Below are 22,246 nucleotides of genomic sequence, written 5' to 3' on the forward strand. Positions count from 1 at the left end.
TAAATAGCGATTAGATCACTGATAATTCGACAGCAATGTTACCACGCGTTGCGTTTGAGTATGGGCATACTTCGTGCGCTTTATTAACCAGTGCAAGAGCGGTGTCTTTATCAAGATCACCTACCGATACCGCAAGCTTAACAGCAATACCAAAACCACCTTCTATAGGACCAATAGATACTTCAGAGTTAATATGAGTATCAGCTGGTAATTTAACTTTTGCTTGGCCAGCCACTAACTTTAATGCACCGATAAAACAAGCCGCGTAACCTGCAGCAAATAATTGCTCAGGGTTTGTACCTTGACCATCATCACCACCTAACCCTTTAGGAGTTGATAGTGCCACATCTAAACGACCATCATCTGATTTTGCTGTGCCTTCACGGCCACCTGTTGCTGTTGCTTTTGCTGTGTATGCCACGCTTTGTAATTCTTTCATGTTTACTCTCCTAATTGAGTGAAAATATATTTTGCATGCAAAATATATTAGATCAGCTTTTTCGGGATTGCAAATACTTTGCATGCAAATTAAAATACTCGTATTGAATTTTGAGGATCGAGTATGAAATACCCACAACTAAAATTAGATAACCAGCTATGCCATCGTTTATATATGGCATCGAATGGGATTGCCCGTGCGTATCGAGATTCTCTTAATCAATTAGATTTAACCTACCCGCAATACGTAGTGATGATGGCGCTGTGGGAAAAAGATCAGATCAGCATTGCTGAATTACTTGAAAAAACCGCCATTGATGGCGGTGCAATGACGCAAATTTTGAAAAAAATGAGCGATAAAGCATTGTTGTCGATCACCAAAGATAGCCAAGATAAACGCAAACGACTCGTGCAGCTCGAAGCCAAAGGCAAGGCAATGCAAGATCAAGCTGCCGATATACCGTCGCAAATTCGTTGTCGCTTCCCAAGCATTAACGAACAACAAGCACTGCAACTGATTGAATTACTCGATTTAGTAAATAGTGACCTTAATTAACAAAAATTATTTGAAAGTGAATTTGGATTACACCTCTTTTTAATATAATTCTATACGCTATAGTGTTCAAAACTCATCAATACGGACACCATCATGAAAGCATTTGGATACACTACAGCAACCCCAACGTTATCGGACTCATCATTACAAGCGATTGAATTACCTGATCCCGTTGCGACAGGTCACGACATTCTTGTAGCCGTAGAAGCAATTTCAGTAAACCCCGTTGATACTAAAATTCGCGCTAATGTGTCACCAGACACTGGCTACAAAGTTATTGGCTGGGATGCTGTGGGGACGATTAAAGCTGTTGGCGACAAGGTTTCGTTATTTAATGTCGGTGACCGTGTGTTTTATGCTGGCGACTTAACGCGCCAAGGCAGTAATGCTGAGCTGCAACTTGTTGATGAACGCATTGTCGGTCTTGCACCAACAAGCCTGAGTAATAGTGAAGCAGCCGCCCTGCCATTAACCAGTATCACCGCATGGGAGTTATTGTTTGACCGCTTACAGATTGAAAAGTCTCAAAACAATAAGCCAGCCTCTGTATTAGTGATAGGTGCAGCCGGTGGTGTAGGCTCAATTTTAGTGCAACTTGCCAAGCAGCTTACCAATTTAACAGTTGTTGGTACCGCCGCACGAGAAGAAAGCGCCAACTGGCTTAAAGATTTAGGTGTTGATCATGTGCTTGATCATAGCAAAAACCTTAACGAGCAACGTCTTGCGGCCGACCTAAGTGAATTTGATTACGTAGTGAGCTTAACGCACACCGACCAACATCTAGATAGCATTATGGAAGTGATCAAGCCACAAGGTAAATTAGCACTGATCGACGACCCTGCAAGCTTTGATATTTTAAAGTTAAAGCGTAAGAGTATTTCGTTGCATTGGGAGTTTATGTATACCCGCTCAATGTTCCAAACCGATGATATGATTGCCCAGCATCAGCTTCTTTCAGAGCTTGCTAGCTTAGTTGATAACGGCACAATCAAAACAACATTGGGTGAGCATTTAGGTAAGATAAACGTAGCAAACCTTGTTAAAGCCCATGGGATTTTAGAATCTCACAAAGCTCGCGGAAAGCTTGTGTTGGAAGGGTTTGAGTAACGAAGGGAAAGTTACGAGGTACGAGTTGCGAGGGGAAAGTTAGCGAGATTAAAGTTACGAGAGTAAAGATACGAGGTGCGAGCTTGTAGCAGCGATTTCACATCGCGTTTTATTCTCGTATCGCCCCTACCTCATCAATATCGCGGCAAAAAGCCGCTGCTACCCGTAGGTGTCACGCTTGCTTGGCGCGCGAAACAAAAAATTAAGATTCAAGTTACGAGAGTAAAGTTTCGAAAAACGAGATACGAGCTGCGAGCAGCGATTTCACATCGCGTACTTCCTCGTTCAATAATACAAACACGCATCATTAAAGTGCATTACTGCACTTACCTTTCACTATTTTAGTGCCTGTTTTTGGGGACGCCCTTACCGCCTAACATTAACCAATTGATTTTTAATGCATTTAAATTTAATAAAGGTTTGGCACAGATCTTCCAATAGTGAGTATGAACTGGCACTAACAAGGAGACTAACGTGACTAACTTCTTTCACACTCTTTATCTACTTTGGCGATTAGACATCAGCACATGGCATATGCATGAAGCAAACGATCCGCATAATGTTGCTGATTTGGAGCGTCGCTATGTTAAATAATGACCCCGCATTTATTGAAGCGCTTAAAAAAATTTCGGTTCACCAACTGACAATCACCGAAGCGTCTGAGCAGTACGACATTCCTAAGCGTGTGTTATACAAAGCCGCACGACAGCAGCAAGTTAAACAGAACAAACAAAAAGCGTATTTAATTGCCACACAGAAGCGCCTTCAACAAAGTCTACGTAATGTAGAAATGGAGTTAGCTAGCTTCAGCTAAATAACTTCTGTATGGTTAAAATACACGCACAATAATGATGGATTAAGTATGCACGCAGTAGAAGTAAACTTTGATGGCTTAGTGGGGCCTACTCACAATTACGCGGGATTATCGTATGGCAATGTCGCTTCACTCAGTCACGCCTCTTCGCATTCAAACCCCAAAGAGGCCGTGCTACAAGGCCTTGAAAAAATGAAGGCGATGCACGAATTAGGCCTAGAACAAGGTATTTTTGCACCCCATGCTCGCCCCGACATTAATGTGCTAAAGCGTTTAGGTTTTACAGGCAGCGATAGCCAGATTATTGAAAAAGCATTTAAAGCCGACCCTATTTTACTGCGAGCTTGTTACAGTGCATCGGCCATGTGGACAGCCAATGCTGGCACTATCTCGCCTTCAGTCGATACGCTTGATGGCAAAGTGCACTTTACGGCTGCTAACTTAAATAACAAATTTCACCGCTCGTTAGAACCCGTTACAACTACGGCTTTATTAAAAGCCATGTTTAACGATGAGCGTTACTTTAGCCATCATATACACTTACCTGATCAAGGCTTTTTTGGTGATGAAGGTGCCGCAAATCATAATCGATTATGCGACAGCCATGCAGATGCAGGGCTTGAGATCTTTGTTTATGGGGCAAGTAGCTTTAATAGCGCCTTACCAAAACCCGTTAAATTTCCTGCAAGACAATCTCTTGAAGCTTCGCAAGCAATTGCCCGTCTACATCAGCTAAAGCCAGAAAATCATTTATTTATTCAACAAAATCCTGATGTGATAGACCAAGGTGTATTCCATAATGATGTAATCGCTGTGGCCAATGGCAATGTACTTTTATGCCATGAACAAGCGTTTTTGCATCAAGCTGATACGCTAAAACAGATTAAACAAGCTTACCTAGGCAACAAGCCGCTACATATTATTGAAGTGCCAACCAATAAAGTGAGCATTACAGATGCTGTAGGCAGCTATTTATTTAATAGCCAGTTAATTACCTTAAGTGATGACAGCATGATGCTGGTTGCACCTAAAGAATGTCAGCGTAATCAAGCTGTTCACGATTACATTCAAGAAATGATTTTGGCAGATAACCCAGTTCAGCAAGTGCGCTTTTTTGACTTGCGCCAAAGCATGCAAAATGGCGGTGGCCCTGCTTGTTTACGCTTGCGTGTAGCGCTCAACACTGACGAACTCGCAGCGGTCAATCCGGGTGTACGATTCAGCGAAGAAAAATATAACCAATTAGTAAGTTGGGCGAATAAGCATTACCGTGACTCTTTAAGTAGTGACGACTTTGCCGATCCAATGCTTTTAACCGAAAGCTATCAAGCACTTGATGAGTTAACCAATTTACTTAATTTAGGCTCTGTGTATCCATTTCAACAAGAATAAATAATGAAAATTAAAGCTGTACACTCTATTAAAGGGGTGTCTAAATCACTCAATAGTTTACTGATTGATAGCGTTGCCAGTGGCGCATCAATCGGCTTTATTGCCCCGCTATCATTACAGTCAGCACATGACTACTGGCAAGGGGTCGATGGCGATTTAGCAACGCCTTACCGTAGGCTTTATCTGGCCCTTGATGGTGATACGGTGATTGGCTCAGTGCAGCTTTCTTTGTGCGCCAAAGCCAATGGCACTCACCGCGGCGAGGTAGAAAAGCTCATGGTACACAGCGAATATCAAGGCAAAGGAATTGCAAAACAATTGATGAATAGCCTAGAAACCGACGCCCGTATCTTAGGTATTCAATTATTGGTACTTGATACCCGTCAAGGTGACTCTGCTTCATATTTGTATCGCAAACTCGATTATATTGAAGCTGGCACTATTCCTGGTTTTGCGAAAAGTTCATCCGGTGAATTTGACGCAACGGTGTATTTTTATAAGCAGGTCGCCTAGATCTGCTTTTATAGCCAATTGATATAATCATAAAGTCGACTAATAAAAATCTATAAAAGTACTAAACTAGTACTGCGGATTTTTATTAGGAGCGATAAATGGCGCTATCAATACAGCAACGGGTACTTTTTCTAGCCCTACTTCCCCCCCTACTCATTGCAATAATGCTGACACTCTACAATTATGTGCAGTCAAAACACAGTGGTGCGCAAACCGTTGAAAGTTTTGCTACACAAATGGAAAACGACCGAAAGGCCGAAGTCAGTAACTATCAAAAAATTGCCATGAGTTCGATTGCTCATCTCATCGCGCAAGATGATGGCTCTAATACTGAACAGCTGCAAAGCCAAGCAAAAAGCATATTGCGTAATTTGCGTTTTGATGATGCTGGCGATACAGGCTATGTGTTTGTTTATGATGTAAAAGGTGTCAATATTGCCCATGGCGTTAACGCCTCACTTGAGGGTAAAAACCTATATGATTTTAAAGATCCTAATGGGGTTTATCTGATACGAGAGCTGATTGATGCTGCGAAGAAAGGCGGTGGTTATGTGCAGTATTCTTGGAAAAATACCAATGGCAGTGTAAACCCTAAACTCGGTTATGCCGCTTTGGTCCCAAAATGGAACTGGGTGCTCGGAACCGGCTTTTGGATCAGTGGCCTTGAGCAACAAGTTGCAGTTACAGAACAACGGGTTAATGAAGGTATCGATAATGCCTTTATAAACACAGTTATCGCTTCAATATTCGCAGTTGCAATTACCGCAGCGATTGCAGTGGTAGTATCGCGCAGTATTACTAGCCCTTTGCACACAACCGTACTAGCAATGAACGATATATCACAAGGTGATGGCGATTTAACCCAACGTTTAATGGTGAAACGAGACGATGAACTGGGCAAGCTTGGCAGTTCGTTTAACCGCTTTGCCGATGACGTTGGTAAAATGGTTATTGATATTCGCCAATCATCGCAATCGATGAATCAAGCGTCACACAAACTCAACGAGCTACTTGCCAATATGCATTCTGGTATTAATCGTCAACATGAAGAAAGTGAGCAAGTTGCAACCGCAATAAACGAAATGTCGGCGGCGTCAATGGAAGTTGCCCGCAGCGCCCAAGAGGCCTCAACCGCTGCTGAACATGCCGATCATTTAGTTAAGCAAGCTAACAATCAATTGCTCATTGCCATAAAAGTGATTAATGGCCTTGCCAAACAAGTTGATGAAGGGGCTAATGCGGTGGATCAGCTTAATCAACAATCGAGTCAAATTGGCAGTGTGCTTGATGTGATCAGAAATATTGCCGAGCAAACAAATCTACTGGCACTGAACGCAGCTATTGAATCTGCCCGAGCAGGTGAAGCAGGTCGTGGCTTTGCAGTGGTGGCTGATGAAGTGCGAACGCTTGCAAAACGCACGCAAGATAGTACTCATGAAATAGAGGCAATGATTGAGCAAGTTCAGCAAGGAACAACAACTGTAAATAGCATTATGCAGTCAATTAAATCAGGCAGTGCAACCAGTGTTAATGAGGCGGGCGAAGTCGAAAAAGCGCTTAATGAAGTACTGCTTTCGGTTAATACCATCACATCACAAAATGCACAAATTGCCACCGCCGCTGAAGAGCAAACATCAGTGTCTGAAGCGATTAATCAAAACATGACGACCATTGTCGATATTGCTAACAAAACCGCTAATGATACCGATGTAGCAACGTCATACATGCATGAACTAACAGACACGGCAACGCAGTTAGAACAAAATGTAAGCCGTTATAAAACCTAATAGCTGATCAATGGTTAAGCAGGCATTGCGGCCTGCTTAACAAAAATCATTGGTTTTTTGTAAGTTCTTTAACCAATCGAACAAATTATTATCGTAGCGCTTTAGACGTTGTTGATGTTTGTCATTAAGGCTATAAAAAGGCGCAATACAAATATACTTTTCGCCCATAATGAGTACTAAGCGCAAACCAAAAAATGAGTAATGGTGAATAAACTGCACTTGTCTTGCATGCATATGACGGCATTGTCCAAATATATTACGGTAATGCACACCATGGCGACACACCGTTAAATTGCGCTTTGAATTAAACACAAGTAGCGCTAATAACAACGTAACTGCACAAACTAAAAAGCTAAAAAGTAAGCTGCTTACTTCTGATACGCTATTAATAAATCCCACAAATAAGATTACGTTAAATGCACCTAGCAGTGCCCAACTCCTAAGCTCAAAGCGCTTTTCTAAATCAATGACCTTCATTTTTGTTCCTAGATTTTTATTTTTTGCGATGGTGTCAGCAAAATGTGGAAGAAAAATGGATTTGCTTAAAAAGCACGCTAAATTTGCATTTATATTTTGTCGTGGCTTTCAGGTTGTTACATAAAAGGTACAAAGATGTTAATCGAAACTTATTATTAGCAATTCAAGTTGCATTAAGCTTTAGTGACTAAACTATTAGTAAATTTTTAGAACACAAAGGGAAGAAATGATGAACTTTAAAACTACATTACTTAGCAGCGCCGTTCTATTTGCACTTGTTGGTTGTGGCTCAGATGACGACAAGAACGATTCGGTTGATCCTCAGCCGCAAACTGCACAGTTCACGTTAGGTGTGTCTGATGCACCTGTAACAGGTTTAAAAGCTGTAAATGTTGTGTTTGATTCAATCACATTGAAAACCCAAGGTGGTGAAGAGTTCACTTTTGAGACCCGTGAAGATGATGATGAAACCATGCCTGAAATGGTTAATTTATTAGACTACACAGGTGATGATGTATTTTCGTTATTAGAAGATGAAGAAGTAGCTGCTGGCGAATATCAATGGATCCGTGCAGATGTTATCAATGGTGACACAAACGATTTAACCATGACTTCGCATGTTGTTTACGAAGATGACAGCATTGCACCACTGGTTGTTAAACGTAAAGGCAACGATGGTATCGGTGAAATTCAACTTGATGGTTTTACCCTAAACCAAGCTGGTAACGAGTTTGTTATTGAATTTGACCTTAAAAAGTCACTAGTTGATCCACAAAATAGTGATGAGATCTTCTTAAAACCACGCGGAGTTCGCTTAGAAAACCTTGCTGAATCTGAAGATATCGAAGGCACTGTAAGCGACGTACTTATCGCTAACTGTGAAACTGATAATATCGATATCGCACTAGAAGATGGCTCATTCGGTCATGCTGTTTACCTATACAGCAGCGATGTTGAAATGCCAATGGATAACTATGAAGTTAACGAAGATGAAACACCATTAGATGCACCTCTTGCAACGGCGGATGTTGTTTTCGATAGCGAAGATAACCAATACGAATTTGAACTTGCGTTCATTCAACCTGGTGATTATCAACTTGCTTATACCTGCGCTGCGCACATCGATGACGTAGAAACGCAAGACGAAGCATTTACGCTTTATCAAGTAAAACCAATTACAGTAACATCAGGTGAAGACTTAGACGTGTCTTTCACTGTTTCTGAATAATATTGGAATCAATACCCCATTAAAAAGCCCGCACTGCGGGCTTTTTGTTGTTTAAAGTGTATCGTAACGAATAATCACTTCGGATATTTGATCCACCACTTTATCTGCACCGGTTTTAATGTCTTCCATGATCATGCTGACTTCTTCAACATTTTGCTGAGACTCACCAGACAGTGCTTCTATTTCTTCGATAAGAGCCGTCATTTTTGCTGCGATTTCTTGCGTCTTACCAATTAAGCCTGATATTTCGCTGGTCGACACAGAAGTACGTTGCGATAAATTTCTAACCTCATCGGCAACCACAGCAAAACCGCGACCATGCTCCCCGGCTCTGGCAGCTTCTATCGCTGCATTTAAGGCGAGTAAGTTTGTTTGCTCTGCGATGCTATTAATGGTTGTTACAATTTCACCTATTTGTGATGACTGCTGCGCTAAAACATCTGACAGTTCGCGGGTTTGATGAACTTGCTCGCTCACTTTTTTTGATGACTCAACACTGCTTAAAATTCGTTGCTGACCATTGGTCACGACTTGCGAGGTTTCTTCCGACGTGTGGCCGGCATTTTCAGCTGCATGTTTCACTTCTTCGGTGCTGTTAACTCTAGCGGTGACATCAGATGCAAACTTAATGATCTGTGTCACTTTACCCTGTTTATTAAAAATAGGGTTATAGGTTGCCTCTAAATAAAGCGGGCTGCCATCACGTTTTTTACGAGAAAATTGCCCAGAAAAAATGCGCCCGTTCGCCAGCTCTTGCCAAAAGTTAGGGTTCTTTTGATAAAAGTCATCATAACAAAACAGTTTATGATGCTGACCTTGGATTTCAGCGAGGCTATAGCCTACAACATTTAAGAAATTATCATTCGCTGAAATAATATGACCATCCGGCGTAAAGCGGATCATCGCAGTGCTTTTATTAACGGCATCATAGATTGCCGACATTTCATCAAGTTTTTCGACTTCTTTAGTAATCTCTGAAGCGAACTTAATTGCACAGCGCACCTTACCATCATCACCGCGTACCGGAAAGTAGGTTGCACGCAGCCAAATATTTTCGCCGGCACCATTTATGCGCGAGAAAACCCCTGATTTTGCTTGGCCTTTAGCGATATCTTGCCAAAACGTTTGATACTCTTTTGAGCTACTATATTCAGGCGCACAAAACTTACGATGATGCTGACCAATAATATCGCCAGCTTGCACTTTCATTGTTTTACAAAACAAATCATTAGCTTCGAGAACAGTTCCATCTGGTGTAAATTCGATATAAGCAATATTTTCTCTGATCCCAGCTAAATATTGCTGACTTCTATCAACATCATGCTGCAACGCATCAATGAGTTGATCTTTACTTTTACTAAACCACATTGAAACACCAGTCATTAAGGTACTTAGCTAAAGTTTAGCCCAGCAGAGCGAGGAATAAAATTACAAAACAATTCTTTTTTCTTAATGATTAGCAGCTTAACCTATAGATAGCTTTTACACTAAAGCGCTTTCCTCTTAAAGAATGACCAAATATATAATATTATAAGCCTTCCCCAAACAGCCTAGGCTTTGTTATGACATCGCGTATTCTCAAATCGATTTTTTACTCATCTTTTCTATTAGGCTCTGCTGTATTTTTGCAAGGCTGCCAAGAACAACCTCAATCTGATCATATTGCCGTCACTGGCGGGCTCATCCAAGGGCAAAAAGAAGGGCGTTTTATTGCCTATAAAGGCATTCCGTATGCAGCAGCTCCGGTAGGAGAGTTACGCTGGCGAGCACCGCAACCTGTGCCTAAGTGGCAAGATGTGAAAGTACTTAACGATTACGCGCCTGACTGCATGCAAAAGCCGTTTGTAGCCGACGCTGCACCGCTTACAACAACCCCTTCGGAAGATTGCCTTTATTTAAATGTGTTTAAACCCACTAAACACAGCGATGCTCCTTATCCCGTTGTGGTATGGATACACGGGGGTGGCTTTGTAAATGGTGGCGCATCACCCGCTGTTTACTCGGGTGAAAGCTTTGCTAAACAAGGGGTTATTTTTGTTAGCTTTAATTATCGTCTAGGCCGATTTGGCTTTTTTGCGCACCCTGCTCTTAGTCGTTTTGAGAACGATGCACTGGGCAATTATGCTTTGATGGATCAAATTGCGGCCCTTGAATGGGTGAAACAAAATATCGCTCAATTTGGTGGTGATGCTGCAAAAGTGACACTCATGGGTGAATCTGCAGGGGGCGCATCGGTACATGCGATGATGCAAACCCCTGCTGCTAATGGCTTATTCCAGCAAGCGATTATTATGTCAGCGGGCGGACGAGAACTATTTAAGCAGTTGCCACTTAATAGTGATGACGACACCGTGTTAAGCGCCGAAAAAATTGGCGAAAACTTTGCCAAGCAACACACTATTTTAGGCAGTGATGAAAATGCCCTTGCTGCACTACGTGAGTTATCTGCCGAAGACGTGGTTGATAACCTAAATCTAAGCACATTAAACCGACAAAATGATGATGAGTCTACTTACGTTGGCGGGCCAATTATTGATGGCACTATCATCAATTCGGCGACAGAAGCACGCTTGAGTAAAGGCACATTTAGCCATGTTGCGACCATGGTTGGCACAACAGATATGGATTTAGGCTTTGCTAATTTTGCTTCTAAAGAGGCGCTATTCGCAAGTTTTGCTCCACACAGTACACAAGCAAGAATGACTTACGATGCAAGCGGCGAAACGCCATTGCCTTTACTCAATTACCAAGTTGGTCAAGATGCTTTAATGCAAGAGCCTGCAAGGTTCGTTGCAAAGCGTGTGACAGATATGGGTAACGATGCCTTTTTGTATCGTTTTGGTTATGTAGCGCAAACTTTAGATAAACCCGGTGCAGAGCACGCTAGCGAAATTCCGTACTTTTTTAATACTGTGGCAGCGAAATATGGGCATGTAACCACTGAGCAAGATAAGCAAGCCGCTAAAATAATGCACCGTTATGTGACTAATTTTATTAAATTAGGCACACCAAATGGCCCTGGTTTACCGACTTGGCAAGCATATAAAAATGATGAATCTTTTATACTGCAAATGAATAAATCAGGGACTGCAGAGTTTTTACCGGACCCCTTACAAGCTCGGTTAAACATCACTGCAACCAAAGCTGAAAAACAATAATCAAATAAGGCGCTTAATTAAAGCGCCTTATTTTTATCCTTGCTGCTGAACATACTCAAGCGCTGTCATCTTGTGGTATGTCACATTAGGATGAAATACGTGAGTAGGATCTGGGTCAACCACTTCAATTGGCGTGCCTTGACTGCGTGCAATATCGAGTGCCATTTGGGTAATATTGACGCTAAACGAGGTGCCAATAAAGACGATTTTATCGGCATCGAGCATGCGCTGTTGCGCCTCAGAGATTCGATAAAGCTCAGTGTAGTATTCATCAAATAACAACACGTAAGGCTTAAAGGATTCGTTGAGCTTGGGGCTTTCGTTATTGATATTGAACACCTCAAGCAAGGAGTTGTGCAGGTTGTCTTCGTTGACATTATCCCACGGCGCGTTAAAAGCCATCACATCGTCACCTTGATGGTGAAACAGTGTCATTTGATCTAGGCGACCATGAATAGCAATAAAATCGGTGTTACCAGCTTTGCCATCAAGACCATCAATATTTTGTGTAATGAGATTTTTATCACTCAACCAATGATGTACCTCATTGGGACCGTGATGGCGATAGGTTGCAAAACGATGATAATACCAAGCTAAAAATTCGCGGGGGTTGTTTTCGTACATAGCACGCGTTGCCATTTCCATCGGCGTATAATTTTTGCTACCAATGGTCCAAAAGCCATCTTCGCCACGAAAGGTCGGTATACCACTAGCGGCACTCACTCCCGCCCCTGTAATATAGAGTGTATTCATAGAGATAACTTTACCTTGTAAGCAAGTGCATCGGCTGTCACTTGTTGATTTTTATCCATACCACCAAGACGATATAAACTTCCTTGGTGCTCTAATAAACCTCGATGATCCATGCTCGCGGTATCGGCTTTTGGCATCACTTGCCACGTGTTTTTATCAACATCAAAGCGCCAAACATGATCACTCGCTGGCGCTGGTTTACCATCGTAGCCCATACCATTGTAGTTATATGGGTTATCAGAGCCGCCCATCATATAAATGTCGCCATTATAACTGGTTGCTGCCATACGGTAATGGGCAACACCTGTTGGGTGTGGCACGGTACGCCAATCTATCTTTAATGGGTTATCAGCATCAATTGTACCTTTTAAACACTGTGCAACCGCAGCAAAAGAACGACGTTTATCAGCATTCGCCTGTGTTTTAACGCCATCACACACCAATATAGTGTTTCCACTAATTGCCGCCGCTTGACCAAACACCGGTTGACCTAAAAATGGCGAAGCCTGTTGCCAAGTATCCGTTTGCGTATCATACACTTGTACTAAGTTAACATTACCATCGTTATGCCAACCACTGACTAAATAGATATAACGCTGCTGGTACGAAAGCGCCACACTGTCATCCACCGGCACTGGCATATTGGCAAGTTGCGTATATGAATTAGAGAGCACATCATAGCGATATACATCGGGTGTAGAGATTTCTTGATGATCGGCGCTAACGGTATACCCACCAAATACATAGGCATGCTTACCCACACCCACCGCGGTACTCGCCAAACGGCCACTAAGAGGCAATGTACTTGGCACGGCTTTGGCTGCTTGCCACGCGTTATCGCCCACCTTAAGGACCCACACTTTATTGTGAACATCGGTATGTGCTTTGCCTGAGCTCAAGCCCATAAAGCTTAAAAAGTAGGCTTGTTCATCAATAACAACTTTGGCTACAGCGTTGTTCGCGACGGCTTCTGGTAAGGCAGGAATAGTTGCAAGTGCAATAGAAAATAGCAGGCTCATAAATTAAATAGGTAACTTAACACATCGCTAAAGAATACCATTTTATGAGCCTGAAGAAAGGCTCGCTATTAGTAAGCAATACTAATACGTTGATTTAAATGAGCCGCCGACTGTGCTTCATCAAGCATTGCTTTAGCATAATCAGTGACTGATATTTTGCTTTCGCCGTTTGCATCAGTAAAGAAGCTGTCGCCACCGACACGGTACGGGCCTTCTGACTCACCAGGGTAGATTACCGCTGCTGGTGATACAAAAGTCCAAGCTGTATCTGCTGTTGATGCTCTAAATACATCAAGTGCCTCACCTTGAGCTATGGCTTCTGCTTTATATTCAGCAGGAAAATCTGGGCTTGATACCAGTGTTACACCAGGTGCCACTTCTAAGCTACCTGCACCACCCACCCATAAAATGCGTGTGCCAGTACCTGCAAGCGTGTTTAATAATTGCTTTGCTGTGTTTGCAACAATTTCATGGTTCCCTAAAGCACGACCACCAATTGCCGCAATAACAACATCACTACCTGCAGCTGCTGTTGCGATATCGTCTTTAGTTAAATCAAATTCAGTCACAGTAACGTTATCTTGAGTTACTTTACTTACGTCTCTAACTAATGCATTTACTTGATGACCACGTGCGATTGCTTCTGAAGTAATGTGGCTGCCAATCCAACCTGTTGCGCCAATAACTGCTAATTTCATGAGGAATTCTCCGTTTTTTGTTTCAATGATTGCAGTTTACTTGTTCACTAATTACTGATAAATACACTATATAGATGCACATTGTTTCACTTTAAGATACTAATGGATAAACTCAATTCAATTACTAGCTTTGTCGAAGTTGCCCGTACAGGCAGTTTTACTCAGGCTGCAGAGCATTTAGGTTTAAGCCGATTACAAGTTTCTAGGCATATTCAAGATATAGAAAAGTGGCTAAATTTAAGGTTGTTTCATCGTACAACACGCAAAGTAAGTTTAACCCTTCAAGGCGAAGAAGCCCTTAGCTATTGCCAGCAAATATTAAATCAAGTATCTGATTTACAAAGCCGAGCACACAGCCATAACAATGAATTGGTAGGTACCATTCGAGTTGCCTCTCCGATCGGGCTTGGCCAACATAAACTGTTTGATGCCATTAAAGAGTTTACTAAACGCCACCCACAGACGCGATTTGAACTGTTACTTTCAGATAGTTTATCGCAGTTGGTTGATGACCGTGTTGATATCGCTTTACGTTACATTCACCAGCCCGATGAAGGTCTTATTGCCCGTAAGCTAATGTATATCGCAACCGCGGTATGTGCTTCTAACGATTATTTAGCTGCGAACCCACCGATTTTTGAGCCGAGTGATTTATCTGTTCACAATTGCCTAGTTCATAACAAACACACTATTTGGCAATTTCAACACGACGACAACACACAAAAAGTGACCGTGAAGGGCAACATTGTTGCCAACGATATGGGTGTACTTTTAAAAGCAGCGAAACAAGGAATGGGCATTGCTCATCTACCCTGCGATCTCGCCAATGACTATTTGGCATCAGGTGAGCTTGTTAAAGTACTGCCTGAGCATACTACTATGGGCTCTCACTTATGGGCGGTGTATTTATCACGAAACTTCCAACAAAATGTGGTCAGAGCGTTCATCGACTTTTTAGCAGAGCACTGGCAACACGATATCTTATAATCTAAACCTGCTGCAAATACGTATAGGCTATAAAAAGGAGCCGAAATGCAGCACTTAGATCATGAAATATCACGCATCATAGAGATGGCGTGGGAAGACAGAACCCCGTTTGAAGCAATAAACCAACAGTTTGGTTTAAATGAAAAAAGCGTTATCGCGCTAATGCGTGAGCAATTGACAAGCTCGAGTTTTAAACTTTGGCGAAAACGCGCATCAGGTAGGCAAACCAAACACCTAAAACTACGCCATCCAGATATATCCCGTGGTTATTGTAAAACCCAATATAAACATAGATAGTTTACACGGCTTAAACCTGGTATTACAAAGATTAGTGATTCAGTTGGTTAGCAAATTGTCCAACTGCATCAACCACTTGCTGCGCACCGTGTTGTATGTCTTCCATCATTTGACCAGACTCATTTGATAAAGACACACCTTGTTCGGCTTTCACCTTGCCTTGCTCAATAACCTTTACTGTATTTTGCGTAAGTGACTGATTGTTATTTACTACTTCAACAATTTCTTCAGTGGCTTTTGAGGTTCTTGAAGCAAGCTGTCTGACTTCATCAGCCACTACCGCAAAGCCTCGGCCTTGCTCACCGGCACGAGCAGCTTCAATGGCCGCATTTAGCGCCAGTAAGTTCGTTTGCTCCGCAATACTACTAATACTTTGCACAATGGCTGCAATTTGTTGTGACTGTTTATCGAGGGCCGAAATCTCTTGGGCTGCTTGCTCCATCTGCTGGGCTAATTCATTCATCACCGTCATGGTGTTTTGTAACACCTCAGCCCCTTGTTGAGCCAGTTTATCAGTCTCAGTTGATGTGCCATACGCAATTTCGGCCGCTTGTGAAATTGCATGCTCACGATTAACTTGCTCAGTGATCACAGTGGCAAACTTCATCACTTTGTAAAGCTCACCAAAATCATTTGAAATGGGGTTGTATGATGCTTCAAGCCACACTTCATTGCCATGACGGTCAACACGTTTAAAGCGATCAACAACAAACTCACCACGTCTTAAGCGCTGCCAAAACTTCTCATACTCAGCTGACTCAGCAAGTTCAGGCTCACAAAACATACTATGGTGCTTACCTACGATCTCATCTTTTTTATAACCCATACTCTCTAAAAACGGTTCATTTGCGTTAATAACCTTACCCTCTAGGTCAAACTCAATAACCGCCATCGAGCGATAGATTGCATTAATAGTATCGCGCTGCTCACGAGAAGTAGAAATGGCATCGGTAAGCACAGTGCCGTAAATAGCAAAGTAATTAAGCTCACCTTGCTCTGTGTGTACCGGGTGCGCAATCAAACGGAGCCACTCAAGCTTGCCATCATAGCGAGTTATTTGTAAGTGCCCTACGCCATGCTGTTGATTTTCAATGGCGTTTTTTAGCTCTACAAACTGGTCAGTATTTCGAGATTGTTCAGTAATAATATCTTGGAAGGGCGAGTCAATTAGCTGGTTGTGCGAGTAGCCTAATTCATCTAAAAAGTTCTGGTTAATATAGGCCATTGTGCCATCAGCACGCAGCCTAAGCACCAACATCTCTTCATCAATACCTGAAGTGAGATCTTTTAGCGGATAAAGCTCAGCTTTTAACGCATCAATTTCAGCCTGTAAGGATTTATTAAACCACATAAAACGCCCTGATTTTTTATTAACGTGTTGTTGTTCATAAAATTGTAGAACAATTAACGCAGGGCGCTACTTTAAGATAAGTAAAAAGAATTAAGAAAATTGATTTAACTAAGAAGCTTGGGAGGTCAATTTAACGTATTTCTCAGCCAGCTCATCTAAAGTTTCACGATGATTTGGATCTGGCTTAATGCAATCAATAGGACACACACTAACACATGTAGGGTTATCGTAATGCCCAACACACTCAGTGCATTTATTTGGGTCTATTTGATATATCTTCGCGCCCATATAAATAGCCTCATTCGGGCACTCAGGATCACACATATCACAGTTAATACATTTGTTATTGATGAGTAATGCCATGACACACCTTTATGCACGATGATGGAGTATTGCCTTTAAAAGCTAATCTAGATTCAAAAAGCAGCGAAAATTGCAGCCGCATAATATAGATTGCTGCGAATGAAGTTTCTTTGATCTAGATCAAGTTTAAAAGTAGTTAAGATCCTTCGAGAGCGATATTACAGAACTAATGCACTGGGATTATCTATCGAACCAAGCTATGTGATGAAATAAGTGAGGGGTTTTATGGTGACTAGATGAGTTTTCGGTATGGGCAGAGTCTTAAGGACATAGCTCGTTTATGAACAAAAGTGCGATAGAGGATTTAATCTTAACGCTCCGCAAGCCTGTTGTAGGCGCGAAGTGGCTAAAATTTATAAATTTTAGCCAGGTAGTGAAAATAAGTATTTAGCGGCTTGTTATGTATTTTCTTTAAAAGAATACTCTTCTATTTCACTTACAGAGCGTAGGGTAATCTCTGGGAAGTCCACACAAATACGCAGGCTATAATACGAAAGGGAGCGAAGGGAGCCTGCGTATTTGTTTCTCAGCGAGCACTAATGAGCGACTAAAGAGGTTGCTTTTTAACCACTTGCTCTGCACTATCTCTCAAGGTTTTTGGAATATAGCGAAGTAATTGTTCAGAACTTTGAATAGTTAAACGCTGCTTTGGGAACTCATGTAGTTGAATATTTAAGTACTCAGTTTTTGAAACTGGTTTAGCCATACGCTTGAGAAAGCTCGGAGTATTTTCTGAAAACAAACCACTTTCTAATGTAACATTCGAGATTTCTTGCCAGGGAATAAACAGGTTTTTATGACCAAACTTAAAGGGAAAAAGCACTCTTAAATAAAGCCCCCTGTTATTTGCTGCAACCTTTAAGATTCCGTTATGTCGTATTTTACCAATATACCCACTTCCAATTCGGAAGCTTTCTTCTAAACCCCAGTCATTATTTTTTCTGTACCTTTTAGCTAAGTTTTGCCAACCACTTTCTTTTCCTAGTCCATAACTAACTCCAAACCAACCAACTACAAAAACAACATAAAACCAGTTTGAAGTGAGAAAAGACGATAAAACTGTCTGAGAGTAGATCACATACTCTTGAACTAGAGGAGGTATTTCACCTCCAATTCCCACGTAGATGAATAGAACAAAAAACGAAAGGAAAGTAATAGTCCAAATCAATCCAATAAACTTAAAAACAATCTTCATACTTTCCTTGTGTCCTAATCAGCTTGCGGGCGGCATAATTTTTTGTTAAGTACGTGTTTAGTACAACCTATCAAATTTCATTACTCTGTAAAACTCACCAGTATTAGAGCATTTATAGTTGCTACCATTTACCCCCCCGCCTTTGACCTTTACGAGAGTTTTGTCTTCGAAATAACAGGTATTCAAAGTGGAAGTAAATATAGCCTCACCTCTGAAATGATTAAAACCACCATAAATGGAAGCACCATTTTCAGTCATCTGTGATATTGCAGTTACAAACTTTAATTTTCGAGACAAGTGCAGAAATCTTCCATAAGTATCAAGGCTCCGATAAGGGGCTAAAAATTGTTTGCTAAATGTTGAGGAGCCAAAACAGCAAACTGTTTTTGTCCTTGTTTATTAGATTGTTAGGGCTACTTTTACCCAAATGGTGATTTAAAGCAACCACGTTTATACTCTTGAATAGTAATGACAGCACTGAAGCTTGCCATACCATTACCTGTGGCTAGTTTATTTAATGACTTTAGTGCTTCAGTATGATAACCATTAGCAAGCAAATGACTAGCAACCCAACATACAACCCACTCATTTTTGTGATTGAGTAAAGGTAGTAATTCGGAGTAGTAGGCAAGGTTCCGTATGGATTTTTTCATGGATTCAAAGTATTCATGATCCTTTGATGATGTACCATCTCCTTTGGCAATTGCTGACTCACAAAATTGTTCAATATGCGACATACTTTCCCTCTAACCCTAACCCCCCAATAAGGGACTAATAATAGTTTGCTAAAATGTGTAGTGAAGCAGAGCCGAGCAAACTGCTAGCAACCCTGCTTAATTGGCTTGTTATATGACACTTATGAACTTAAATCCTAATATTCTTTTAAATGATGAAATGTTACTCGTCAATTGGGTGAATTCTTCTAAATCCGAACTATCACCTTTTATCATTTTGACATCATGTTCATTAGCTATTTCGAGAGCAGAAGAAAACACATATGCAAAATATTCAAAGCGGCAACTATTAATTCCGGCCTCGGGAAAGGGAAACATTCCTGAGAAAGCATTTTGAGAGTTTAAATTTGATTCACCATTTGCATTTAGCCAATCAAAATCACTTACAATACACGACCAGTCACCATTATTTAAAATACTAACATTGTTACTGCCAAGAATAAGTGCACCTTCAACTATTTGTGAGCAAATACTAGGAGCTGTTGCTCCCAAAGAACCAAAATACATGTTTTGATTCTCTATGACATGTTTCTCAACGTCTAATGGTTCTAAATTTTCCTTGGTATACATCTGAACTCCAAAGTCATATGACACATCAGAAAGGGCAATGACACGTGGGTTATAATACGGAACGAAGCTGCCTGTTTGTTCCACCGAACGAAGTGAGTGAGATTTGAACTTCACCTAAACTACCGTATAAGAAAGAGTAACTGGTGAACCAATATAAACAGAAGCCTTTGCAATAAGGCTTGGTAACTTTAAGATCCTAGAGTCGTATTCAGTAGCAAACGAAATAAAGATATCTGTATTTTCTATTTTTATATTATGTGATGTCACAAAACTTGTTATCGATACCAGAGAAGATTGAGTCAGAGGAATACATACAACATAACCACCTAGCTTTTTGTTTGGTCTACAAGATGAGACTTTAAGGCTTAATTTAGCTTCGCTTACTAACTCTTCTGAAAGAGCCAAGAATCTGAAGCTGATATTAAGTTCAATGTCTGCGTCCATTTGGTCTGTCCCTAGATGCATAAGAATTTGATAGTGCGAGTTACATATTTTTCTGCTTATTAGGAATGCGAAAAGGCTACAGCAATAGGCAGCTTTAATTTGTTATGCAACTTCCAACCACAAATCAATATTGAATTCCTTTAGGTGTTTTTTAATTGCGCCTATTAGATTAATAATTTCTTGCTCAGGCATTACTTGGGCTTTGATATAAATATCGCTATTACCCTGACCATACTTGGATATCCACTCATCGGAAAAGATGGTATCCGTATAACTTTGAATCTTAGTTTTCAGAAGTTGTTCGTGATACTCACAATCCCTTAGTGCACTTGACAATACAATAACCAAATCAACACCACCATCTTTTCTTTCTCCAACGATATCGATTTTATCTAAGTTCTCAATAGGGTCATCCATATTCAGATTCCTTAAGTTACGTGATATTCAAGTCTTTGTGACATGCGGTTTGTCAGGCAAGAGCAAAGCAACTGGTTTTGTCAGCGCTTTTAATTTGCCTTGCTATATGCAAGTGACACAAACTTCATTATGTCATCTAGCAATATTAGTATTGCAAAGCTAATGATTAAAACAATTAAATAGTACAAATTATAAGGTGACCAACTAGCAAGTAGTGTGGCTTTATCACTATCTGATAAACAAGACTCTAAGATGCCATTTAAGCAGCGTTTTTGAGCTAAAATGAACTGCTCACTACTTCTATATGACATTCCAAACATAGTACTTGTGTAGCCTAATATGCCAAACAAGAGTCCTTTCAAAATCCTTTTATACATTGATTAGACACCCTAAACCTTCATGTGAATATAATTTTATACTGTTATTCCCCTGAACAACTACTCCTTTATTCGATATCCCTTTTCTAAAGATTCGTTTTAAATTGACCAACTGCCTCAACAACTTCTTTAGCACCTTTTTGAATATCATCGATTACACTTCCTGCGCTATTAGATAACTCTAATGCATCTTTTGCTTCTACTAAGCTAGATTCAATTTGAATTACAGCATCTTGTGTAAGTACTTTATTTTCAGTCACGACACCTATTATCTGCTCAGTAGCAGCACTCGTTCTTGAAGCAAGCTGCCTTACTTCATCAGCCACAACAGAGAACCCGCGTCCTTGCTCTCCTGCTCTTGCTGCTTCTATTGCAGCATTGAGAGCAAGTAGATTAGTTTGGTCTGCAATACCTTTTATACTTTCAACTAATTGCGCTACTTTAGCTGACTGTACATCTAATTTATTGATACCTTCACTGGCTGTTTCGAGTTTCTTAGAGAGGGCTTTCATCGTTGATATTGTTTGCTTAACAACTTCTAAACCGTTTTCTGCATCTGCGTCTGTTTGCTTTGAAATATCGTAAGCAATCTCTGCAGTCTGTGAGATTGCTTGCTCTCTTCTCATTTGTTCTGTAATGACAGTCGCGAACTTAGCAACTTTATATAAATCACCATTGTCGTCATGAATTGGGTTATATGACGCTTCAAGCCATACCTCATTACCGTGGCTATCAATCCTTTTAAAACGGTCTGAAATAAAGCGCCCTTGCTTCAGCTCAGTCCAAAACTGCTGGTAAGCACTCGATTCTACTTCATGTGGGTCACAAAACATGCTGTGGTGCTTTCCTAGTATTTGATTTTGAGAGTACCCCATGGCTTTCAAAAAGTTATCGTTAGCATTAAGTATTATGCCATCCAAGCTAAATTCAATCACAGCAGAAGAGCGACTGAGAGCAGTAAGCATATCTTCTTTTTCTCTTGATTGAGATATAGTTCTTGTCAGTTCAGCTGAATACACGGCAAGTTCGCCATTTATTGGTTGTAAAATGCTCCTGAGCCACAGTTCACGACCTGTATTAGTTTGTAATTGTAAGGCGCCGTGCCAATGGTTTAACTTATTTATTGCCGAGAGTAATTTTTGTGTGTGGGGTTTATTAATTGATTTTTTTAGGAGCAAATCATTTAAGTTTTTACCAATTAGGTCATTCGCTTGAAGATCTAGCGCTGCTGCAAATCGCTCATTTACTTCAATGATGGTGCTATTTTTGTTCAGTAGAAAATACAACATCTCTTCTTTGAGCTCATGCTTTATATTTTCGTATTCAGCAGCCTGCTCTTTTAAATAAATATTTTCGGATAACAGTTTGCGATTAGTTAACCACATTAAGTATGTTCCTTTGGATTATGAACTCAAGATTTGAGTAATTTTTATCATCATACAAATATAATTGGTTATTAATAGTACATTAAGATGAATGGGTACAAAGAGAGGTTAAAAACCAGGACGTTAACTCAGAACTCCAAACTTTGTTTTAAACAACACTTTCACACAAGTATAGTTCCGTACCTT

24 protein-coding genes and 1 pseudogene are annotated in these 22,246 nt (G+C 40.8%); 10 read left to right on the top strand and 15 right to left on the bottom strand.

Annotated elements, in window-relative coordinates; genetic code table 11:
- Positions 1-10: 10 nt before the first annotated feature.
- On the bottom strand, positions 11-439 hold the full coding sequence (locus HUS61_RS14080; protein ID WP_054562552.1) for an organic hydroperoxide resistance protein: 429 nt from the start codon (positions 437-439) through the stop codon (positions 11-13).
- A 123-nt stretch (positions 440-562) separates the two neighbouring features.
- On the opposite strand from HUS61_RS14080, the gene HUS61_RS14085 reads away from it, so the two are divergent.
- The 6 genes from HUS61_RS14085 to HUS61_RS14110 all read left to right on the top strand — a co-directional run bounded on the left by HUS61_RS14085 (position 563) and on the right by HUS61_RS14110 (position 6,607).
- Positions 563-994, top strand: a complete 432-nt coding sequence (locus tag HUS61_RS14085; protein ID WP_055197371.1) for a MarR family winged helix-turn-helix transcriptional regulator — start codon at positions 563-565, stop codon at positions 992-994.
- A 93-nt stretch (positions 995-1,087) separates the two neighbouring features.
- Positions 1,088-2,101 (top strand): zinc-binding alcohol dehydrogenase family protein, encoded by a 1,014-nt coding sequence (locus HUS61_RS14090; protein ID WP_175082855.1) that lies wholly within the window; start codon positions 1,088-1,090, stop codon positions 2,099-2,101.
- Between the two features lie 583 nt (positions 2,102-2,684).
- On the top strand, positions 2,685-2,915 hold the full coding sequence (locus HUS61_RS14095) for a helix-turn-helix domain-containing protein (RefSeq protein WP_054562555.1): 231 nt from the start codon (positions 2,685-2,687) through the stop codon (positions 2,913-2,915).
- 48 nt (positions 2,916-2,963) lie between these two features.
- Positions 2,964-4,307, top strand: a complete 1,344-nt coding sequence (astB, locus tag HUS61_RS14100; protein ID WP_175082856.1) for an N-succinylarginine dihydrolase — start codon at positions 2,964-2,966, stop codon at positions 4,305-4,307.
- Between the two features lie 3 nt (positions 4,308-4,310).
- Entirely contained in the window at positions 4,311-4,820 is a 510-nt protein-coding gene (locus tag HUS61_RS14105) for a GNAT family N-acetyltransferase (protein WP_175078763.1), read from the top strand.
- Positions 4,821-4,918: 98 nt separating this feature from the next.
- On the top strand, positions 4,919-6,607 hold the full coding sequence (locus HUS61_RS14110) for a methyl-accepting chemotaxis protein (RefSeq protein WP_175082857.1): 1,689 nt from the start codon (positions 4,919-4,921) through the stop codon (positions 6,605-6,607).
- Between the two features lie 36 nt (positions 6,608-6,643).
- Here the strand turns inward: HUS61_RS14110 and HUS61_RS14115 are convergent, their stop codons facing one another.
- Positions 6,644-7,084 carry a hypothetical protein gene (locus HUS61_RS14115; protein ID WP_175082858.1) on the bottom strand — a complete coding sequence of 147 codons (441 nt, stop codon included), beginning with the start codon at positions 7,082-7,084 and terminating at the stop codon, positions 6,644-6,646.
- A gap of 229 nt (positions 7,085-7,313) precedes the next feature.
- Between HUS61_RS14115 and HUS61_RS14120 the strand changes: the two genes are divergently transcribed.
- Positions 7,314-8,312, top strand: coding sequence for a DUF4382 domain-containing protein (locus tag HUS61_RS14120; protein ID WP_062565824.1), 999 nt, complete (start codon positions 7,314-7,316; stop codon positions 8,310-8,312).
- Between the two features lie 51 nt (positions 8,313-8,363).
- On the opposite strand, the gene HUS61_RS21820 is transcribed toward HUS61_RS14120, so the two are convergent.
- A complete protein-coding gene (locus HUS61_RS21820; protein WP_175082859.1) occupies positions 8,364-9,695 on the bottom strand; it encodes a PAS domain-containing methyl-accepting chemotaxis protein in 1,332 nt (443 codons plus the stop codon).
- A 179-nt stretch (positions 9,696-9,874) separates the two neighbouring features.
- On the opposite strand from HUS61_RS21820, the gene HUS61_RS14130 reads away from it, so the two are divergent.
- Entirely contained in the window at positions 9,875-11,470 is a 1,596-nt protein-coding gene (locus HUS61_RS14130) for a carboxylesterase/lipase family protein (protein ID WP_175082860.1), read from the top strand.
- A 33-nt stretch (positions 11,471-11,503) separates the two neighbouring features.
- On the opposite strand, the gene HUS61_RS14135 is transcribed toward HUS61_RS14130, so the two are convergent.
- The 3 genes from HUS61_RS14135 to HUS61_RS14145 form a co-directional block, all read right to left on the bottom strand.
- Complete coding sequence (locus HUS61_RS14135) at positions 11,504-12,223, bottom strand: Sir2 family NAD-dependent protein deacetylase (RefSeq protein WP_175082861.1); 720 nt, start codon at positions 12,221-12,223, stop codon at positions 11,504-11,506.
- On the bottom strand, positions 12,220-13,242 hold the full coding sequence (locus HUS61_RS14140) for a kelch repeat-containing protein (RefSeq protein ID WP_175082862.1): 1,023 nt from the start codon (positions 13,240-13,242) through the stop codon (positions 12,220-12,222). The genes HUS61_RS14135 and HUS61_RS14140 overlap by 4 nt, the downstream gene beginning before the upstream one ends.
- A gap of 68 nt (positions 13,243-13,310) precedes the next feature.
- Positions 13,311-13,940, bottom strand: coding sequence for an NAD(P)-dependent oxidoreductase (locus HUS61_RS14145; RefSeq protein WP_175082863.1), 630 nt, complete (start codon positions 13,938-13,940; stop codon positions 13,311-13,313).
- Positions 13,941-14,042: 102 nt separating this feature from the next.
- Here HUS61_RS14145 and HUS61_RS14150 point away from each other — a divergent pair, with 102 nt between their 5' ends.
- Together HUS61_RS14150 and HUS61_RS14155 are read left to right on the top strand one after the other, a co-directional pair.
- Positions 14,043-14,927 (top strand): LysR family transcriptional regulator, encoded by an 885-nt coding sequence (locus tag HUS61_RS14150; RefSeq protein WP_175082864.1) that lies wholly within the window; start codon positions 14,043-14,045, stop codon positions 14,925-14,927.
- A gap of 45 nt (positions 14,928-14,972) precedes the next feature.
- Complete coding sequence (locus HUS61_RS14155) at positions 14,973-15,224, top strand: TIGR03643 family protein (RefSeq protein WP_175082865.1); 252 nt, start codon at positions 14,973-14,975, stop codon at positions 15,222-15,224.
- 31 nt (positions 15,225-15,255) lie between these two features.
- On the opposite strand, the gene HUS61_RS14160 is transcribed toward HUS61_RS14155, so the two are convergent.
- From HUS61_RS14160 to HUS61_RS21925, 9 genes and pseudogenes are all read right to left on the bottom strand, one after another.
- Positions 15,256-16,575 carry a PAS domain-containing methyl-accepting chemotaxis protein gene (locus HUS61_RS14160; protein ID WP_175082866.1) on the bottom strand — a complete coding sequence of 440 codons (1,320 nt, stop codon included), beginning with the start codon at positions 16,573-16,575 and terminating at the stop codon, positions 15,256-15,258.
- Between the two features lie 108 nt (positions 16,576-16,683).
- Positions 16,684-16,938, bottom strand: coding sequence for a YfhL family 4Fe-4S dicluster ferredoxin (locus HUS61_RS14165; RefSeq protein WP_054562570.1), 255 nt, complete (start codon positions 16,936-16,938; stop codon positions 16,684-16,686).
- 547 nt (positions 16,939-17,485) lie between these two features.
- Complete coding sequence (locus HUS61_RS14170) at positions 17,486-18,133, bottom strand: hypothetical protein (RefSeq protein ID WP_175082867.1); 648 nt, start codon at positions 18,131-18,133, stop codon at positions 17,486-17,488.
- A gap of 419 nt (positions 18,134-18,552) precedes the next feature.
- On the bottom strand, positions 18,553-18,870 hold the full coding sequence (locus HUS61_RS14175) for a hypothetical protein (RefSeq protein ID WP_175082868.1): 318 nt from the start codon (positions 18,868-18,870) through the stop codon (positions 18,553-18,555).
- Positions 18,871-18,978: 108 nt separating this feature from the next.
- The gene (locus HUS61_RS14180; protein WP_175082869.1) at positions 18,979-19,551 is read right to left on the bottom strand and encodes a hypothetical protein; all 573 of its coding nucleotides are present in this window, start codon (positions 19,549-19,551) and stop codon (positions 18,979-18,981) included.
- Positions 19,552-19,881 carry a hypothetical protein gene (locus HUS61_RS14185; RefSeq protein WP_175082870.1) on the bottom strand — a complete coding sequence of 110 codons (330 nt, stop codon included), beginning with the start codon at positions 19,879-19,881 and terminating at the stop codon, positions 19,552-19,554. It abuts the gene before it with no gap.
- 102 nt (positions 19,882-19,983) lie between these two features.
- The gene (locus tag HUS61_RS14190; RefSeq protein ID WP_054562606.1) at positions 19,984-20,298 is read right to left on the bottom strand and encodes a DUF6572 domain-containing protein; all 315 of its coding nucleotides are present in this window, start codon (positions 20,296-20,298) and stop codon (positions 19,984-19,986) included.
- Between the two features lie 463 nt (positions 20,299-20,761).
- A complete protein-coding gene (locus tag HUS61_RS21920; RefSeq protein WP_374756969.1) occupies positions 20,762-21,301 on the bottom strand; it encodes a methyl-accepting chemotaxis protein in 540 nt (179 codons plus the stop codon).
- Positions 21,296-22,060, bottom strand: a pseudogene (locus tag HUS61_RS21925) (PAS domain-containing protein); the annotation flags it as partial. The gene HUS61_RS21920 and the pseudogene HUS61_RS21925, both read right to left, overlap by 6 nt.
- Between the last annotated feature and the right edge of the window lie 186 nt (positions 22,061-22,246).

Source organism: Pseudoalteromonas sp. 0802 (assembly GCF_013350085.1).
In the GTDB taxonomy this organism is placed as follows: Bacteria; Pseudomonadota; Gammaproteobacteria; order Enterobacterales; family Alteromonadaceae; genus Pseudoalteromonas.

Excerpts from the sequence above, each read along its gene's own strand:
- HUS61_RS14185 (WP_175082870.1), bottom strand. The coding sequence starts at position 19,881 with ATGGACGCAGACATTGAACTTAATATCAGCTTCAGATTCTTGGCTCTT.
- HUS61_RS14165 (WP_054562570.1), bottom strand. The coding sequence starts at position 16,938 with ATGGCATTACTCATCAATAACAAATGTATTAACTGTGATATGTGTGAT.
- HUS61_RS14105 (WP_175078763.1), top strand. The coding sequence starts at position 4,311 with ATGAAAATTAAAGCTGTACACTCTATTAAAGGGGTGTCTAAATCACTC.
- HUS61_RS14080 (WP_054562552.1), bottom strand. The coding sequence starts at position 439 with ATGAAAGAATTACAAAGCGTGGCATACACAGCAAAAGCAACAGCAACA.
- HUS61_RS14160 (WP_175082866.1), bottom strand. The coding sequence starts at position 16,575 with ATGTGGTTTAATAAATCCTTACAGGCTGAAATTGATGCGTTAAAAGCT.
- HUS61_RS14095 (WP_054562555.1), top strand. The coding sequence starts at position 2,685 with ATGTTAAATAATGACCCCGCATTTATTGAAGCGCTTAAAAAAATTTCG.
- HUS61_RS14135 (WP_175082861.1), bottom strand. The coding sequence starts at position 12,223 with ATGAATACACTCTATATTACAGGGGCGGGAGTGAGTGCCGCTAGTGGT.
- HUS61_RS14150 (WP_175082864.1), top strand. The coding sequence starts at position 14,043 with ATGGATAAACTCAATTCAATTACTAGCTTTGTCGAAGTTGCCCGTACA.
- HUS61_RS14140 (WP_175082862.1), bottom strand. The coding sequence starts at position 13,242 with ATGAGCCTGCTATTTTCTATTGCACTTGCAACTATTCCTGCCTTACCA.
- HUS61_RS21920 (WP_374756969.1), bottom strand. The coding sequence starts at position 21,301 with ATGAGAAGAGAGCAAGCAATCTCACAGACTGCAGAGATTGCTTACGAT.
- HUS61_RS14145 (WP_175082863.1), bottom strand. The coding sequence starts at position 13,940 with ATGAAATTAGCAGTTATTGGCGCAACAGGTTGGATTGGCAGCCACATT.
- HUS61_RS14090 (WP_175082855.1), top strand. The coding sequence starts at position 1,088 with ATGAAAGCATTTGGATACACTACAGCAACCCCAACGTTATCGGACTCA.
- astB (WP_175082856.1), top strand. The coding sequence starts at position 2,964 with ATGCACGCAGTAGAAGTAAACTTTGATGGCTTAGTGGGGCCTACTCAC.
- HUS61_RS21820 (WP_175082859.1), bottom strand. The coding sequence starts at position 9,695 with ATGACTGGTGTTTCAATGTGGTTTAGTAAAAGTAAAGATCAACTCATT.
- HUS61_RS14175 (WP_175082868.1), bottom strand. The coding sequence starts at position 18,870 with ATGTCGCATATTGAACAATTTTGTGAGTCAGCAATTGCCAAAGGAGAT.
- HUS61_RS14170 (WP_175082867.1), bottom strand. The coding sequence starts at position 18,133 with ATGAAGATTGTTTTTAAGTTTATTGGATTGATTTGGACTATTACTTTC.
- HUS61_RS14110 (WP_175082857.1), top strand. The coding sequence starts at position 4,919 with ATGGCGCTATCAATACAGCAACGGGTACTTTTTCTAGCCCTACTTCCC.
- HUS61_RS14115 (WP_175082858.1), bottom strand. The coding sequence starts at position 7,084 with ATGAAGGTCATTGATTTAGAAAAGCGCTTTGAGCTTAGGAGTTGGGCA.
- HUS61_RS14190 (WP_054562606.1), bottom strand. The coding sequence starts at position 20,298 with ATGGATGACCCTATTGAGAACTTAGATAAAATCGATATCGTTGGAGAA.
- HUS61_RS14085 (WP_055197371.1), top strand. The coding sequence starts at position 563 with ATGAAATACCCACAACTAAAATTAGATAACCAGCTATGCCATCGTTTA.
- HUS61_RS14130 (WP_175082860.1), top strand. The coding sequence starts at position 9,875 with ATGACATCGCGTATTCTCAAATCGATTTTTTACTCATCTTTTCTATTA.
- HUS61_RS14120 (WP_062565824.1), top strand. The coding sequence starts at position 7,314 with ATGAACTTTAAAACTACATTACTTAGCAGCGCCGTTCTATTTGCACTT.
- HUS61_RS14155 (WP_175082865.1), top strand. The coding sequence starts at position 14,973 with ATGCAGCACTTAGATCATGAAATATCACGCATCATAGAGATGGCGTGG.